14 protein-coding genes and 1 pseudogene are annotated in these 15,297 nt (G+C 72.6%); 8 read left to right on the top strand and 7 right to left on the bottom strand.

Annotated features, from left to right (window positions below; all coding sequences use genetic code 11):
- Positions 1-102 precede the first annotated feature (102 nt).
- A pseudogene (locus ACQEV1_RS32935) lies at positions 103-888 on the top strand (beta-1,3-glucanase family protein); the annotation flags it as partial.
- Between the two features lie 44 nt (positions 889-932).
- Here ACQEV1_RS32935 and ACQEV1_RS32940 read toward each other — a convergent pair.
- Positions 933-2,159, bottom strand: coding sequence for a styrene monooxygenase/indole monooxygenase family protein (locus ACQEV1_RS32940; RefSeq protein ID WP_433398777.1), 1,227 nt, complete (start codon positions 2,157-2,159; stop codon positions 933-935).
- 157 nt (positions 2,160-2,316) lie between these two features.
- On the opposite strand from ACQEV1_RS32940, the gene ACQEV1_RS32945 reads away from it, so the two are divergent.
- On the top strand, positions 2,317-3,243 hold the full coding sequence (locus tag ACQEV1_RS32945) for an LLM class F420-dependent oxidoreductase (RefSeq protein WP_433398780.1): 927 nt from the start codon (positions 2,317-2,319) through the stop codon (positions 3,241-3,243).
- A gap of 29 nt (positions 3,244-3,272) precedes the next feature.
- On the opposite strand, the gene ACQEV1_RS32950 is transcribed toward ACQEV1_RS32945, so the two are convergent.
- The gene (locus ACQEV1_RS32950) at positions 3,273-3,932 is read right to left on the bottom strand and encodes a nitroreductase family protein (protein WP_433398783.1); all 660 of its coding nucleotides are present in this window, start codon (positions 3,930-3,932) and stop codon (positions 3,273-3,275) included.
- Positions 3,933-4,059: 127 nt separating this feature from the next.
- Between ACQEV1_RS32950 and ACQEV1_RS32955 the strand changes: the two genes are divergently transcribed.
- The 4 genes from ACQEV1_RS32955 (at position 4,060) to ACQEV1_RS32970 (ending at position 7,344) form a co-directional block, all read left to right on the top strand.
- On the top strand, positions 4,060-4,821 hold the full coding sequence (locus ACQEV1_RS32955; protein WP_433398786.1) for an IclR family transcriptional regulator: 762 nt from the start codon (positions 4,060-4,062) through the stop codon (positions 4,819-4,821).
- Between the two features lie 63 nt (positions 4,822-4,884).
- Positions 4,885-5,676 (top strand): maleylpyruvate isomerase family mycothiol-dependent enzyme, encoded by a 792-nt coding sequence (locus tag ACQEV1_RS32960; protein WP_285623392.1) that lies wholly within the window; start codon positions 4,885-4,887, stop codon positions 5,674-5,676.
- A 47-nt stretch (positions 5,677-5,723) separates the two neighbouring features.
- Entirely contained in the window at positions 5,724-6,602 is an 879-nt protein-coding gene (locus ACQEV1_RS32965) for a polysaccharide pyruvyl transferase family protein (protein WP_433398790.1), read from the top strand.
- Between the two features lie 163 nt (positions 6,603-6,765).
- The gene (locus tag ACQEV1_RS32970) at positions 6,766-7,344 is read left to right on the top strand and encodes a DsbA family protein (RefSeq protein WP_285623398.1); all 579 of its coding nucleotides are present in this window, start codon (positions 6,766-6,768) and stop codon (positions 7,342-7,344) included.
- 27 nt (positions 7,345-7,371) lie between these two features.
- Here the strand turns inward: ACQEV1_RS32970 and ACQEV1_RS32975 are convergent, their stop codons facing one another.
- Positions 7,372-8,727 carry an MFS transporter gene (locus ACQEV1_RS32975; protein ID WP_433398794.1) on the bottom strand — a complete coding sequence of 452 codons (1,356 nt, stop codon included), beginning with the start codon at positions 8,725-8,727 and terminating at the stop codon, positions 7,372-7,374.
- A gap of 387 nt (positions 8,728-9,114) precedes the next feature.
- On the opposite strand from ACQEV1_RS32975, the gene ACQEV1_RS32980 reads away from it, so the two are divergent.
- A complete protein-coding gene (locus tag ACQEV1_RS32980) occupies positions 9,115-9,993 on the top strand; it encodes a helix-turn-helix domain-containing protein (RefSeq protein ID WP_433398797.1) in 879 nt (292 codons plus the stop codon).
- 137 nt (positions 9,994-10,130) lie between these two features.
- Here the strand turns inward: ACQEV1_RS32980 and ACQEV1_RS32985 are convergent, their stop codons facing one another.
- The 4 genes from ACQEV1_RS32985 to ACQEV1_RS33000 all read right to left on the bottom strand — a co-directional run bounded on the left by ACQEV1_RS32985 (position 10,131) and on the right by ACQEV1_RS33000 (position 13,394).
- Positions 10,131-10,301, bottom strand: coding sequence for a hypothetical protein (locus tag ACQEV1_RS32985; protein WP_433398800.1), 171 nt, complete (start codon positions 10,299-10,301; stop codon positions 10,131-10,133).
- A 383-nt stretch (positions 10,302-10,684) separates the two neighbouring features.
- Positions 10,685-11,611: a glucose-6-phosphate dehydrogenase assembly protein OpcA gene (locus tag ACQEV1_RS32990; RefSeq protein WP_433398803.1), complete on the bottom strand. Its 927-nt coding sequence runs from the start codon at positions 11,609-11,611 to the stop codon at positions 10,685-10,687.
- Between the two features lie 23 nt (positions 11,612-11,634).
- Positions 11,635-12,804 (bottom strand): zinc-dependent alcohol dehydrogenase, encoded by a 1,170-nt coding sequence (locus tag ACQEV1_RS32995; RefSeq protein ID WP_433398806.1) that lies wholly within the window; start codon positions 12,802-12,804, stop codon positions 11,635-11,637.
- A complete protein-coding gene (locus ACQEV1_RS33000; RefSeq protein ID WP_433398809.1) occupies positions 12,801-13,394 on the bottom strand; it encodes an SRPBCC family protein in 594 nt (197 codons plus the stop codon). The genes ACQEV1_RS32995 and ACQEV1_RS33000 overlap by 4 nt, the downstream gene beginning before the upstream one ends.
- 226 nt (positions 13,395-13,620) lie before the next feature.
- Here ACQEV1_RS33000 and ctaD point away from each other — a divergent pair, with 226 nt between their 5' ends.
- Positions 13,621-15,297: an aa3-type cytochrome oxidase subunit I gene (ctaD, locus tag ACQEV1_RS33005; RefSeq protein ID WP_285623416.1), complete on the top strand. Its 1,677-nt coding sequence runs from the start codon at positions 13,621-13,623 to the stop codon at positions 15,295-15,297.

The following is a 15,297-nucleotide window of genomic DNA, read 5'->3' on the forward strand; positions in this document are numbered from 1 at the left end:
ATCGGGAACCTTGACAATCGTCATCTTCCGCCATGACAGGCCTGTCAAGACAACGGCGACCGGACCGACCCCGCCAGGAGGTTCCGTTGGTCACCCGCAGACCCGGCCGACGCCAACTACGGCAGGACCTGGTCGTTCTGCGAGTTCACGTTCAACCCGTCGCAGCTGTTCGCCAACATCTCCTACGTCGACCTGCTGACCGCGCTGCCGATCGGGCTCGAACTCGTCGGCGACTCGACGCACACGGTCGCCCCCGCGCCCGCCGGGGCGGTCGACGCGGTGGCCGACGCTCTCGTCGCGCAGAAGAACGCCGACGGGCAGCCCTGGGACCGGCTCGTCGTCCGCGACGGCGGTGGCGTCCTCCGAGTCATCGCGCCGCAGGACCACATGGCGAGCGACTCCGGCGCCTTCTCCTCGTACTGGGACGGCTACGTCGGCCGGGTGTGGGACAAGTACGCCACGACCGACCTCAGAGTCGACCTCCAGGGCGGGCGCGGCGTCCTCACCGGCCGCGTCAGCGGCGGCGTGCTCACGTTCGACGACGGGAGCACGTTCGCACGCCCGGCGGGCAAGGACATCTTCACCTGCAACGACGGCCCGTTCGCCAACAACCCGGGCGACTCGGACCTCAAGAAGGGACTGCTCGCGCGCATCGCCGCGGCGTTCAACCGCAGCACCATCCTGAGCAGCGCCGACCAGCCGAACGGCACTCCGGAGTCGGGGTTCTACCAGGACCCGACCACCAACCACTGGGCGCGGATCGTGCACGCCCACACCCCGATCGGCTACGCCTTCCCGTACGACGACGTCTGCCCGGACGGGCAGCCGGACGTCTCCGGCGCCGCGAGCGACGGCAACCCGCGCCACCTGACCGTCACCGTCGGCTGAGCGGCAGGCCCGGCCTGGCGACGGCCAGGCCGGGCGCGTGCGCGTCAGGAGAACGGCGCCAGGTAGGCGGCGGCCTGGTCGGGGTCGAACAGCCAGTCGTCGAGCGTCGAGGGCCGGGCGTACCCGTCCGCGAAACGAGCGGCGACCTCCGGATGCCGGGTGGCCGCCTGGAGAACCCGCTGTACGTGCTCGGGCAGTGGCCCGAGCAGCGTGTTCGACAGGCGCGTGCCGTGCCGCGCGTGGTCCCAGTACGCCTCGAACGTCGCCCGCATCCACGGCTCGTCGAAGGGTCCCTCTCCGCGCTCGCGGATGCGCCGGTGGTAGATCGCGGCGCAGTGGGCCGCGTTGTTGCTCCCCTGCGCGGCGATCGGGTCGTTCAGGACGACGACGTCGGCCATCCCGAGTACTCGGGAGCCGGCCGGCAGGCGGCCGATCGGGCGGCGGACGACGGGAGAGATCCCGCCGTACAAGGTGCAGAGCGGGTCCGTGGGCTCGGCCTCGGTGATCCGTTCGTACTCCCACGGCAGCAGTTCGCGCGTCAGCTCCCGGCTCCGCGCCAGGTGCTCCTCCGGTGACGGCCGGTCCTGCCAGCAGTCCAGCGGGCCACCGGGGACGGCCTCCCACAGCAGGATCGTGCACGGGCCGGTGCGGGTGAGGGCCGGCATGACGAACAGCTCGCCGATGCCGGGAAGCGCGTTGATCCGTACGTGCGGTTCCGGGTGGTCCGGCCAGGGCGTCACACCGTGGAGGTAGACGCACGACAGCATCCGCTGCGGCCGGTCGAAGACCGTACGCCGCGGATCGCGGTCGAAGAGCCCGGCCAGTTCGCCCCGCCCGGCCGCGATCAGCGTGAGGTCATGCGACGCCGCCGGCCCCTCCAGGTCGGAGGCGGCGGCGGACCGGTAGACGACCCGGCCTTCGCGATCCTCGAACAGCTCCAGCCAGGCGGCCATCTTGAGGCGCTGGTCGACCGACTGGGCGTGCTGCTCCCAGCTACCGAGGAACTCCAGCGCCCGCCGGCCCGGCGGGTCGGCCAGTGTGACGCGCTGGCCGACGGCGCGAGGCGCCTCGTCGTCCCACAGGTGCAGACCGCGTGAGCGTTCGAGGGCGAGCGCGGGCCCGAACATGTACTGGGTGGACATGACCCGGCCCCGGCGCAGATCGTCGGGGGTACGCGCGGAGACGACGGTGACCTCGTAGCCGTCCTGCCGCAGGCTGAGCGCGAGCATCAGGCCGGCCTGACCGGCTCCGACGATGAGAATCCTGCGCATCCGGTCCTCCCCTGCTGGACCTGTGTCGAGGACGCGACTCCCGTCTCATCGAGCGTAGGCCGCACGGACGCGCCGGTCGATCGCCGCCCTCGACCGGGAGCCGAAACCAAGTCTTCCGATGGGAATACCTGGGAAAGTGGCGGGGTTGCGGCCTGGCATGACCATCGGTGTGGCGCTGTATCCCCCGGAGTCCGGCAACACGGTCGACATCGTGGTCGGACAGGCGCGGCAGGCGGCCGAGGCCGGCCTGCGCACGGCCTGGTTCGGGCAGCGGTTCGACTATGACGCCATCGCGCTGGCCGGCATCGTCGGCCGGGAGGTCCCCGGGCTGACCGTGGGCACGTCCGCCGTGCCGATCTTCCCCCGGCATCCGATCCTCATCTCCAGCCAGGCACAGACAAGCCAGGCCGCGGCGCACGGCCGGTTCCGGCTCGGGCTCGCGCTCGGTAGCAGGACGATGAGCGAGTCGGTCTTCGGCGTCCCGTACGAACGGCCGATCGCCCGGCTCCGCGAGTTCCTCGTCGCGCTGCGCTCGCTGCTGGAGACCGGCGGTGCCGAATTCACGGGCGAGACGCTCACCGCCCGCACCTCGATGCCCGCGGCCGTGCCGGGCGCCGACCCCGCGCCGCCGGTGCTGGTCGCCGCGATGGCACCGCAGGCGCTGCGGGTCACCGGTGAGCTCGCCGACGGCACCCTGCCCTTGCTCGCCGGTCCGCGGACGCTCGGCGAGCACATCGTCCCCGAGATCACCGCCGCCGCCGAACGCGCCGGGCGGCCCGCTCCGCGTGTCGTCGCGTTCGTGGCCGGGGTGGTGACCGACGACGTGGACGCGGCGCGGGAGGCCGCGGCCCGCCAGACCGCCTTCTACGACCGGGTGCCGTCCTACCGGCGGGTGATCGAGCTGGAGGGCGCCGTCAAGGCCGCCGACCTGGTGGAGATCGGCGACGAGGCCGCGATCGCCGCGGCGGTCCGCCGCTACTTCGACGCGGGCGCCACCGAGGTCGTCCTCACCCAGACCGACCTGGCCGGCGACGCCGGCCGGCTCCGCACCTGGAAGCTCCTCGGCGAGCTCGCCGGGGGCTGACCCGCCGCGTGAACCCGGACGTGAGGGGCCTACCAGCGGTCCCAGTGCAGCACCTCGCTGGTCGGGACGCGCCGCGCGGGCCGGAAGTCGGTGCCGACGGTGTGCGCGACCGGGATGAGCGCCGCCTGCATCACCTCGGTGTACGGGATGCCGAGGACCTCGGCCGCCTCCCGTTCGCGGCGCAGGTTGCCGCCGGTCCAGCAGGTGCCCAGGCCTCGAGCGCGCGCCGCCAGCATGAAGCTCCACACGGCGGGCAGGATCGAGCCCCACGTGTTGGCCTGCCCGACGATCGACGCGCCCTCCGTACGGCCCTCGATGCACGGCACCACCAGCGCGGGCACCTCGTGCAGGTGCCGGTAGAGGCGCTCCAGGCCCGCCCGGTCGCGCTCCAGGGTGACGCCCTCCGCGTACATGCGGCGCCGGTCCTGTTCGGTCAGCGCGGCCGCGGCCGCGTCGATCGGGCTGCGCATCCCGGCGCGCCAGACGTCGGCGAGCGCGCGTCTGCGCTCCGCGTCCGTGACGACGATGAAGTGCCAGCGCTGCCGGTTACGCCCGGTCGGGGCCTGGACCGCCAGGTCGACACACTGCCGCAGCAATTCGTGGGACACCGGGCGGGTCAGGTCGAGACGCAGCCGGACCATGCGCGTCGTCGACAGCAGTTCGTCGGGGGTCAGGTCCAGTACGGTCATCGAGGACTCCTCCACACAGGGCACCAGGGGGTTCGTGACGTCGAGCCTGCGGGCCGCCGCCCCTGTACGGAAAGGGCGGCCTTTCGGCCAGTGAAAGCCGCGGTTCGCGGTGGGGAGGACGGGTGTGATGGCGGGCAACGCGCGTGAGGCGGGACGCACCGTCGCCAGCAAGATCTTCTCGGTGGTGGACGCGTTCGCCGGCCCGCAGGAGTCACTGCGGCTGGCCGACATCGTCCAGCGCACCGGACTTCCGATGCCCACGGCCCTGCGCCTCGTACGGGAACTCGTGGAGTGGGGCGGCCTCGAACGCTTCCGCGACGGCTCGTACCGGATCGGGCAGCGCATGTGGTGGCTCGGGAACGCCGCCCCGTGTCCCCGGCGGCTCCGCGCGTCGGTCCTGCCCACCCTGCGCGACCTCGCGACGCGGACCCGGGCGGACGCGTACCTGGCCGTCCTCGACGGCACCGAGGTCAGGATCCTGGAACGCGTCCGGTCGTCGGAGGGGTCTCCCGACGACGGCTCGCTGCCCCCGCACGCGACGGCGGCCGGGAAGGTCCTGCTGGCCCGCACGCCCGCCCTGCTGCGGTCGCTGGACTTCCCGCTCCCCCGGCTGACGCCGTACACGATCACCACGCCGGGCGCGCTGGACGCCGAACTCCGGCGAGTCCGCGCGCGAGGCATCGCCGTGGAGAAGGAAGAACACCGGCACGGCGTCGTCTCCGTCGCCGCGCCGCTGCCCGGCGCGGACGACGCCGCGATCGCGGTGGCCGCCCCGTCGAACGCCTCACCGCCCCGCCTCGCCGCCGTCCTCCGCGAGGTCCTGCGCCGCCGGAGCGAGGACGGCGGAGCGTCGCCTCCGAATGGCGGGGAACGGCGCGCCACGGTCTAACCTTCTCGATCAGAGCCGCGTGCCACGCGGCCGACGCGGCCCGACCCCCAGGGGAGACACCGAATGAGCGACCGAGCGGACGAGACGATTCACGCCCTGCGCACCGGCCACGACGACCTCGCGGGAATGGTGCGCGGTTTCAGCCCCGACGACCTCGCCCGGCCGTCCGCGGCCTCCGAGTGGGACGTCTCACAGGTGCTGAGCCACCTGGGCAGCGGCGCGGAGATCGGCCTCGCCGCGCTGGAGGGCGCGCTGAACGGCACCGGCAACCCCGGCGGTGACTTCAACCAGCAGGTGTGGGCGCGGTGGGACGCCATGTCGCGCGAGGAGCGGGCCGAGACCTTCCTGACCGCCGATGAGACGCTGGTGCGCCGGTACGAGGCGATCGACGCGCCGACCAGAGAGAGTCTCCGCGTCGACCTGGGCTTCCTGCCCGCGCCCGTCGACCTCGCCTTCGCCGCCGGGCTGCGGCTCAACGAGGTCGCCCACCACGTGTGGGACGTCAAGGCGGCCTTCGACCCGGAGGCGACGCTCGCGCCGGAGGCCACTCCGCTGCTGTTCGAGCAGGCGGCACAGCTCATGGGCTTCCTCGGCCGGGCCGCCGAGCTCGACGGCCGGCCGGTGACGATCGCGGTCACCACGACCGCGCCGGAGCGGTCCTTCGGAGTGCTGGTGGACGAGAAGGTGACGGTGACGGACGTCCCCGCGGACCCGGACGCGTCGCTGACCGCACCGGCGGAGTGGTGGCTGCGCCTTGTCACCGGCCGGCACGCTCCCCGGCACACCCCGGACGCCGTGAAGCTCACCGGCAGCGTCACGCTGGACGACCTGCGCCGCGTCTTCCCCGGCTTCTGACCCGGCCCCGGCCGTGGAACCCCGTGCGCGACGGGTACGTAGCGCACGTGCGGATCCTTGTGACGGGTTGGTTCAGTTTCGTCGACGGCGAGGCCACCGCCGGTGACGTCCTCAGCTTGGAGGCGGTACGGTCGGCGCTGGCCGACCTGCCGTACGACGTGGCGTGGAGCCCGGTCTTCCGGCCCGGCGCGCTGACCCTCGACGACGCCGCTCCGCAGACGTACAGCCACCTGGTGTTCGTCTGCGGCCCGCTGCACGGACCGCAGCTCCGGCGGCTGCACGAGCGGTACGCCGCGTGCCGGCGGATCGCGGTCGGGGTCTCGGTCATCGATCCCCGCGATCCCGCGGTGACCGGCTTCGACGTGGTGCTGCCCCGCGACGCGCCGGACGCGGCACCCCGCCGGGACCTGGCCGCGCTGCCCGCGCACGCCCTGGTACCGGTGGCCGGGGTGGTGCTCGCGCCCGGCCAGGCGGAGTACGGCTCGGAGCGCCGCCACGACGAGGTGCACGACCGGCTGACGTCATGGCTGGCCCGGCGCGACTGCGCCCGCCTCGTCCTGGACACCCGGCTGGACCACGACGACTGGCGCTGCTTCGGCACGCCGGACCAGCTGTTGTCGGTGGTCGGCCGCCTGGACGTCGTCGTCACCACCCGGCTGCACGGCCTGGTGACCGCCCTGCGGTGCGGCGTACCGGCGCTCGCGGTCGACCCGGTACGGCGGGGAGCGAAGGTCTCCGCACAGGCACGGACGTGGCGCTGGCCCGCGACGCTGACCGCCGAGGAGATGACCGAGGACACACTGGACCTGTGGTGGCACTGGTGTCTCGGCACGGAGGGACGCCACGCCGCCGCACGGGCGTCGCGCGACACGGACGACGCACTGCTCGGGGACCTCCGTACGGCCCTGGGCGCGCCGTCGAGCTGACCGGGTGTCCGGGGCCGTTGAGAGCGGGGCACACTGGGATGTGAGGCCTGGTCAGGACGGCCACCGCTCGTGCCGGCCGCAAGGAGCCGGCCATCGGCGGCGGCGCCGGCCGGTACCTCAAGACGCGACGCCGGCCATCTCCTGCCGGGACGGGGGGAGCCACATGACGACATGGATGCCACAGGCGCCGGCGCCGGAACGGGTGCCGAGAGGCGCCCCGCCCGACGGGGACGGCGTCGCCATCGGCGGCGGGCCGGTCGTCGTCGACGCCTACCTCGACTTTCGGTGTCCGTTCTGCAAGCAGTTCGAGGAGACCGCCGGGCCGGCGCTGGACCGTCTGGTCGCGAGCGGACTGGCCACCGTCGTCTTCCACCCGATGGCGTTCCTGGATCGCCTGTCGACCGACCACTACTCGTCGCGCGCGTCGGCCTCCTCCGGCTGCGCGGCGGACGGCGGCCGGTTCGTCCCGTACGCCCGTGCGCTGTTCGCCGCACAGCCGCCGGAGGGAGGGCCGGGGCTGACCGACGAGGAGCTGGTCGACGTCGGCGACTCGGTCGGCCTGGCCGATCCGGCGTTCGCCCGGTGTGTGGTCGGCCGCACCTACCTCGACTGGTCCGCCTACGTGACGTTCACGGCCGGCCGCCGCGGAGTCGCCGCCACGCCCACGGTCCTGGTCGACCGCGTCCCCGTACCGGCCAACCCCCGCGCCATCACGATCGCCGTCACCGCTCTCACCGGCTGATCACCCAGCGACGCAGGTCACCGTCCGTCAGGGGGACGGTTGCCCGACCGGGGGTGGGGACAGGTCGGGGGCGGCGCCGTCCGGGGCGGGGTCGGCCGGGAGTTCCTCGACGGCGGGCGGGTCGGCGGTCACGAGGGTCAGGGTCCGTACGTCGCGGCTCAGCAGGGGCGCCAGGCTGGCGACGGCCACGATGATCCCGCACATCAGCAGGGTGGCGCGGATGCCGATCGCATCGGTGACGGGCGCGACCAGAAGATAGCCGACCGGGGTCAGGGCGATCTCGGCGATCTCGGCGAACGCCGACACCCGGCCCTGCTGGTCCAAGGGGACGTCCTGCTGGATCGCGGTTCGCCACGCCACCACCGACATGCTCAGCCCGCACGCCGCCACGACGACCGCGGCCATCACCGCCGGCAGCGGCGCCCCGGCCGCCATCAGCGGCTCCGGCAGGGCCAGTGCGGCCGTGCCGAGGCAGTTGGTCCATCCCGCCAGGCGCGGACGCCAGATGAGCGACACCGCCGCGCCCAGCGCCATGCCGCAGCCGAGGCTGGAGGTGATCAGTCCCCACGCCCACGCGCCGCCCAGGCGGCTCTCGGCGTACGGCGGGCCGAGGATGCCGTAGCCCACGTGCCAGGCCGGGATCATCATCCCGGCGCCGATGAGGCAGGTCCAGATCCAGCGCCGGGTGCGGATCGTCGTCCAGCCCTCGATCAGGTCGGCGCGCATCGTGGACGGCTGCCGGTCGGCGCACGGGGCGTGGATCCTCGCCATCAACGCGGCGGAGACGAAGAAGGAGATGGCGTTGCAGCCCACCCCGTAGCCGGCGCCCGCCATCGCGACGACGGCCCCGCCGATCGCCGGGCCGATGGTGAGGATGATGTGCCGGGCCAACTGGCTGAGGGCGTTCGCCTCGCTCAGCTGTGACCCGGCGACGATCGCGCCGACCAGGCCGGTACGCGCGGGCCCGGAGAACGACGCCGCGGCGGAGTTGGCGCCGGCCAGGGCCGCGAGGTTCCACACCGCGGCCCGCCCGGTGAAGATCAGCGTGGCCTCCACCACCGTGATCAGGCCGATGATGACCTGGACGACGGAGATGACCAGCGCGCGGGGGAACCGGTCGGCGACCACCCCGCCCATCGGGCCCGCGAGGATGCCCGCCGCCATCGTGGCCAGCAGCACCATGGCGATCCCGCTCGCGCCGCCGCCGATGCCGAGGACGGTGAAGGCCAGTGCCCCCGTCGCCACGGTCGTACCGGCGGCGTTGACCTGGTCGGCCACGAAACATCGACGGAACCGCGCGTCGGTCCGCAGCGGACCGGCGATCCGGGTCATGTGCGCGGCCGCCCGGCCGGTGAAAGTGAGGCCGCGCAACGAGTCGATCACGGCCCGGGCTAGGCGCCGTGTCGCGGATCAGGGACCGGCGACGTACCGCGAACAATGCCGGTCAAAGGACGAGACCCGGACGAAAGAGGGTCGTTCATCGGTGGCGCCTTTCCCCCGAACGGTGCGTGCACTCGCGGGGACTTTACGCGGACGGAATCGAGATCATGCCCACAATGCCGAGCCATCATCGCCGGTTGACGAAACCGCCGGTGGCCTCGCGCGGCCGGTGCGCATGACTTCGTGACCGGCCCTGGTCCCGTTCCCTCACACGTGCGCGTCGCATGTGGTGGGATTGGTACCGCATGGCGTGGGATGGGAATTACGCCGGACGGCAGCCCACGTCGGCGTCACAACGCTCGGCCGCGCAAACGGATGGGATTCGTTGGAATGAAACGGCCTGCGGAAGAACCCGGTCCGAAGCCGTCGAAATCAGCGGACTGCGACGCCGGACCACGGCTCGCCGCCGAACTGCAGACGCTGCGGGCGCGCACCGGAAAGAGCCTCAAGGAGCTCGAACAACTCGTCCACGCCAGCGACTCGTCGATATCGCGCTATCTGTCCGGGCGGATCGTCCCGCCGTGGACGGTCATCGAGCGGCTGTCCCGGCTGGCCGGGGACGATCCCGCGGGGCTGCGCCCGCTGTGGGACCACCTCACCGGCGACGGTCACCGGCAGGGCGACTGCCCGCCGCCGCCCGAGCCGTCCCCGGACCCCGCCGCCGGGCCGCCCGCCCCGGGACCGTCCACGGCGACCGTGGAGCGGGTGCCGCTACGCCGGGTCGACCGCCGCGGCCGGCTGGTCATCGCCGCCCTGGTCGCGCTGACCGCGCTGGTCTTCGGCGGGTCCGGTGTGCTCGTCGGGCGGTGGCTGGCGCCCGGTTCCCGGCCCGTCCCGGTGGTGCAGCAGTTCGCCGCCTGCAAGGACTGGCCGTGGCCGGGCCGGCCGGACGGCCAGGCGGCGCTCGCGCCCGTCCAGGTTCACGGCCGCGACCACACGATCACGGTGCAGCTGCTCACCCGGAGCATCGACGGCCACGAGATGGTCTGGGCCCAGATCACCCATGCTCGGTACGGCGACCGGGTCTGGATGGACTGGACGCGCAACGACGGCAAGACCTGGACCCAGTGCGGCCCGTTCACCACGACCGGCGCCACCTTCTCCAGCCGCGCGCACGAGATCGCCCCGGGGTGGCGGTTCCGCGCCTGCGGCGACACACCGCGCCGGTCGGTCGACCTGCCCCGCGACGCCTGCACCGACTTCTGGTGACGGACCGGACCCGGCTACCCGATGCGCGCGCCGCCGCGCTGGTGGCGGCGCAGGCGGCCGGCCTCGTCGCCGATGCGGACCCCACGACCCGGCCCGCGGCCTCCTACTCGGCCTGCCCGGAGCCCCGGTCGCGACGTTCAGGTGGCGTCCGGGTCGCCTTCCGTACGGGCCGTGGCGGCCGGCCGCAGGCGGCCGGCGGAGGCGGCGGGTTCGGACCTGGACTCCACGAGCGTCCGCGCGATGGTCTCGCGCTCGGAGGTGCGTCCCTCCGCGGCGTACCAGACCGCGAGCGCGTCGGCGTTCTCCACGATCGCCGGCCCTCGACGGTGAGCTCGCGCAGCATGGCGTCCGCGAAGGCGAGCAGGCGCGTGCCTCGGCATGGTCGGCGGCCGGTTCCGCGCAAGAGGCGTGCAGCCGGCGGACCGCGCGGTCGCGGCGGCGTCGTCGCCCGAAGTCCAGCCAGCGTTCCGGCTGCTCGGCCTACACCGCCGGGCCGCGATGCACCAGGGCGCGCGGCGAGGTCGGCCACCGCCGCGTCGGTGCGGGCCGCGAGGGCGCTCGGCTACCAGGCCGGAGACCGAGAGTTCCGGGGCGGCGTCGGCCGGCCCTCTCCAGGATGCGCGGGCGCGGCAGGTGGTTCGGACGAGATCGGCGGCCGTGGGTCTCACCGGCCGGCGCGGCCGGACGCCGCTCAGGGCACGCCGGCGGGGACGCGGAGGGCGACGTTCTCCGGCCAGCCCACGAGGGCCTCGCGGTAGACCTCGTCGGGTTCGAGGCGGCGCAGTTCCTCGGCGATCAGCTCGGCCTTCGGCCGCCGGTGCAGAGCCACCTGCCGCTGGGGCTGGCCGGGCCGGCTGAGCGTCGCCACCCGCCCGTCCGGGCGCGTCACGGAGAGGCGTCCACCCGTCGTCTCCAGCGCGACCGACGTCACGCCGGGCCCGCCGGACCAGCCCACCTCGGCCGGCACCACCAGCCGCGCGGACAGCCAGGAGGCGAGGAGCACGGCGCTGGGGTTGCCGGTCGCCGCCTCGACGGAGATCGCGGTGATCTCCTCGTGCGGCTTGTCCAGCCCGGTGGCCAGCAGCGAGCGCCACGGCGTGAGCCGGGTCCAGGACAGGTCGGTGTCGCCGGGCCGGTAGGCCAGCGCCAGCCGGGTCAGCGCGTCGAGGGGGTCGGCGTTGCCGGTCACATCGGTGACACGCCGCTGGGCGAGGCCACCGAGAGGTTCGTCGGCGGGACGGCTCGGGGCCTCACCGGGCCACCACGTGATGACCGGCGTGTCGGGCAGCAGCAGGGGCAGTACGGCCGACTCGGCGTGCTGGGCCAGCGACCCGTACATCCGCATCAGGACGGTCTCACCGGGGCCGGTGTCGCCGGCGTGGACCTCCGCGTCCAGCCGGGGCTCCTCGCCGCCGCGCCGGATGACGGCGAGGATGCGGCTGGGGCTGTCCCGCGACGCCTCGGCCGAGAACCGCAGCGCGTCGTACTGGCCCACCTCGTCGGTGACGATCACGAGCGTCAGCACCTTGCCGCTCGCCGGACCGCCCACCCGGTGACGTACCGCGGTGAGCGCCTCCTCGATCCTGACCGTCGTCGTGTTCACCAGATCGATGATCATGGTCGGCTCCTCCCGTGCGGGCGCTACGGAGTGAGGACCACCTTGAGGCAGTCGTCCTCCTTCTGCCGGAACATCTCGTAGCCGCACGGGGCGTCCTCCAGCCGCATGCGGTGGCTGATGACGAAGGCGGGATCGATGTCCCCGGCACGGATCCGGTCCAGCAGCGGGCGCAGGTAGCGGTGGACGTGGCACTGTGCGCCCCGCAGAGTGATCGACCGGTTCATCAGCGAGCCCATCGGGAACTTGTCCACGAAGCCGCCGTAGACGCCGACGACCGCGACGACGCCGCCGTTGCGGCAGGCCATGATCGCCTCGCGCAGCGCGAACGGCCGGTCGGTCTCGACCCTGGCCGCCTGCTTGGCCCGGTCGTACCCGTACATCAGCGGAGCGGGATGGTGCGCCTCGACGCCGACCGCGTCGATGCACGCGTCCGGCCCCCGGCCGGCCGTCATGTCGCGCAGCGCCTCGCGGACGTCGGTCCGCTCGTAGTCGAGGACCTCCGCGCCGGAGCTCTCGGCCTTTCTCAGCCGGTAAGGGAAGCGATCGATCGCGATCACCCGCTCGGCGCCCATGAGGAAGGCCGACGCGATGGCGAACTGCCCGACCGGGCCGGCGCCCCAGACCGCGATGACATCGCCCGGCGTGATGTCGCACATCTCCGCGCCCATCCAGCCGGTCGGGAAGATGTCGGACAGGAAGAGCACCTGCTCGTCCGGAAGGCCGTCGTCGATCCGGATGGGCCCGACGTCGGCGAACGGCACCCGTGCGTACTCCGCCTGACCGCCCGGGAAGCCGCCCAGCATGTGCGAGTAGCCGAAGATGCCCGCCGGGCTGTAGCCCATCATCTTCTCCGCCACGCCGGCGTTCGGATTGGAGTTCTCACAGACCGAGAACAGGCCGTGCTCGCATGCGTCACAGCCGCCGCAGGCGATCGGGAACGGCACCACGACACGGTCGCCGACCCTGAGGCCCGTGACGTCCGGTCCCGTCTCGACCACCTCTCCCATGAACTCGTGGCCGAGCACGTCGCCCTTCTCCATCGTCGGGATGAAGCCGTTGTAGAGGTGGAGATCGGACCCGCAGATCGCCGTGGAGGTGATGCGGACGATCGCGTCCCGGGAGTTCAGGATCCGCGGATCCGGGACGTCCTGGACCTCGACGTGACTCCGGCCCATCCAGCAGTTGGCCCTCACGGCGCACCTCCTGTCGCCACCGGTCGCGCGGGACGCCGACGGAGCAGGCGCATCGCATGCGCGCCCTCCGGGGCGCCCTCGGAGCGCACCACCTCGCCGGTCTCCATCACCTGTTCGAACCGCCGCAGGTCGTCGCGTACCCGCTGCTCGGGATGCTCGCCCAGCAGGCGGGCGACGGTCGCCCCGGCCGCGCGGTACGGCGGCTCGTAGCGCAGCCGGACCCGCACCTCGGTCCCCCGGCGGCCCGGCGCGTCGGCGAACCGCACCTCGCCGCCGCCGGTCACTCCGGCGCCGCGGGACGAGCGCCAGGCGACGACCTCGCCGGACCGGTCCTCGACGATCTCCGCGTCCCATTCGACCGTACCTCCGGCCGGTCCGCGGACGGCCCAGCGGGAGTACCGCAGGGCCGCGTGGCACAGCTCCCGTACGCCCGCGAGCGGCACCAGCAGGCGGGCCCACGCGGAGTCGTCCACTCCGGCGAGCCGGCGGACGGCGCCCGGCGCGGCGAGCTGGGCGGCCCCCAGCCGCAGGCTGGTCCAGCCGAGTGCGCGGGGCGGCCGGTCGTCCTTGCGATGGCGTGCCTCGTTCATGACGTCCTCCCCCCGTCCGCGGATGCCGGACCGGGACACGGAGCGTGACGCGCCTCCCCTTCCAGGGCACCTCTTCAGGCTCACCAGATCAAACGGCCCAAGGTAAAACTTGGGCAGGCTCTCCCGGATACGAAGCCTCTGGCCTGGTGCGACGCGGCGAGGTTGGCCGCCAAGCCCAGTGGGAACGGCTGGGGATGGCGATGCCGGACGGCACTGGAGACCCGTCATGGTACTTACGGGGCGTACCCCACCGATCGCTCCGGCGCGGCCCCGGCACGCCCAGGGCGGACGCATCGTCTCCGTGCTCAGCACGACCGACCACAAGGTGATCGGTTATCTGTACCTGACGACGTCCTTCGTCTTCTTCCTCATCGCGGGCCTGCTGGCGATGATCATCAGGGCGGAGCTCGCGGCGCCGGGCCTGCAGTTCGTCGGCGAGAACCGCTACAACAGCCTGTTCACGCTGCACGGCACGCTCATGCTGCTGCTGTTCGCGACCCCGCTGTTCGGCGGTTTCGCCAACTTCCTGGTGCCGCTGCAGATCGGGGCGCCCGACGTCGCCTTCCCGCGGATGAACGCCCTCGGCTACTGGCTGTTCCTGTTCGGCGGGCTCATGGTGCTGGCGTCGATGTTCACCCCGAACGGCGCGGCGGCCTTCGGCTGGACCGCCTACACGCCGCTCAGCGACTCGGTCCACTCGCCCGGGATGGGCGGGGACCTGTGGATCATGGGCCTGGTGCTGTCCGGCCTGGGCACGATCCTGACCTCGGTCAACTTCATGACGACCATCGTCGCCATGCGCGCGCCGGGGATGACGATGTTCCGGATGCCGATCTTCACGTGGAACATCCTGTTCACCGGCATCCTGGTGCTCCTGGCGTTCCCCGTGCTGACCGCGGCGCTGCTCGTCCTAGAGGCCGACCGCAAGCTCGGCGCGCACGTGTTCGACGCCAGCTCGTACGGGGCGATGATCTGGCAGCACCTGTTCTGGTTCTTCGGCCACCCGGAGGTCTACATCGTCGCGCTGCCGTTCTTCGGCATCGTCACCGAGATCATCCCGGTGTTCGCCCGCAAGCCGCTGTTCGGCTACGTCGGCATGGTCGGCGCGACGATCGCCATCACCGGCCTGTCCGCCACGGTCTGGGCGCACCACATGTTCGCCACCGGGCAGGTGCTGCTGCCCTTCTTCTCCTTCATGACGTTCCTCATCGCGATCCCGACCGGTGTGAAGTTCTTCAACTGGGTCGGCACGATGTGGCGGGGGCACCTGTCGTTCGAGTCACCGATGCTGTGGTCGGTCGGGTTCCTGGTGACCTTCCTGTTCGGCGGCCTGACCGGCGTCATCCTCGCGTCTCCCCCGCTGGACTTCCACGTCACCGACTCCTACTTCGTCGTCGCGCACTTCCACTACGTCCTGTTCGGCACCGTGGTGTTCGCCATGTTCGCCGGGTTCTACTTCTGGTGGCCGAAGATGACGGGACGGATGCTGAACGACCGGCTCGGCAAGATCCACTTCTGGATGCTGTTCATCGGCTTCCACACGACGTTCCTCGTTCAGCACTGGCTCGGCGCGATCGGCATGCAACGGCGTGTGCCCGACTACTGGAGCCCGTTCACGACGCTGAACGCCGTCTCCAGCGCGGGGGCGTTCCTGCTCGGCCTGTCCACGCTGGTGTTCATCTACAACGTCTACTGGACCACCCGGCACTCGCCGAAGATCATGGCCGACGACCCCTGGGGATACGGCAACTCGCTGGAGTGGGCCACCTCGTCCCCGCCGCCGCGCCACAACTTCCAGGAGATCCCCCGCATCCGGTCCGACCGGCCGGCGTTCGACCTGCACTATCCGCACGCGCCGCTGCCGGCCGGCGGCACCTCGTCCGAGCTGCCCGGCGAGGGGTGA

Origin of the sequence: Actinoallomurus sp. CA-142502, from assembly GCF_050936355.1 — a bacterium.
Classification (GTDB): Bacteria; Actinomycetota; Actinomycetes; order Streptosporangiales; family Streptosporangiaceae; genus Actinoallomurus; species Actinoallomurus iriomotensis.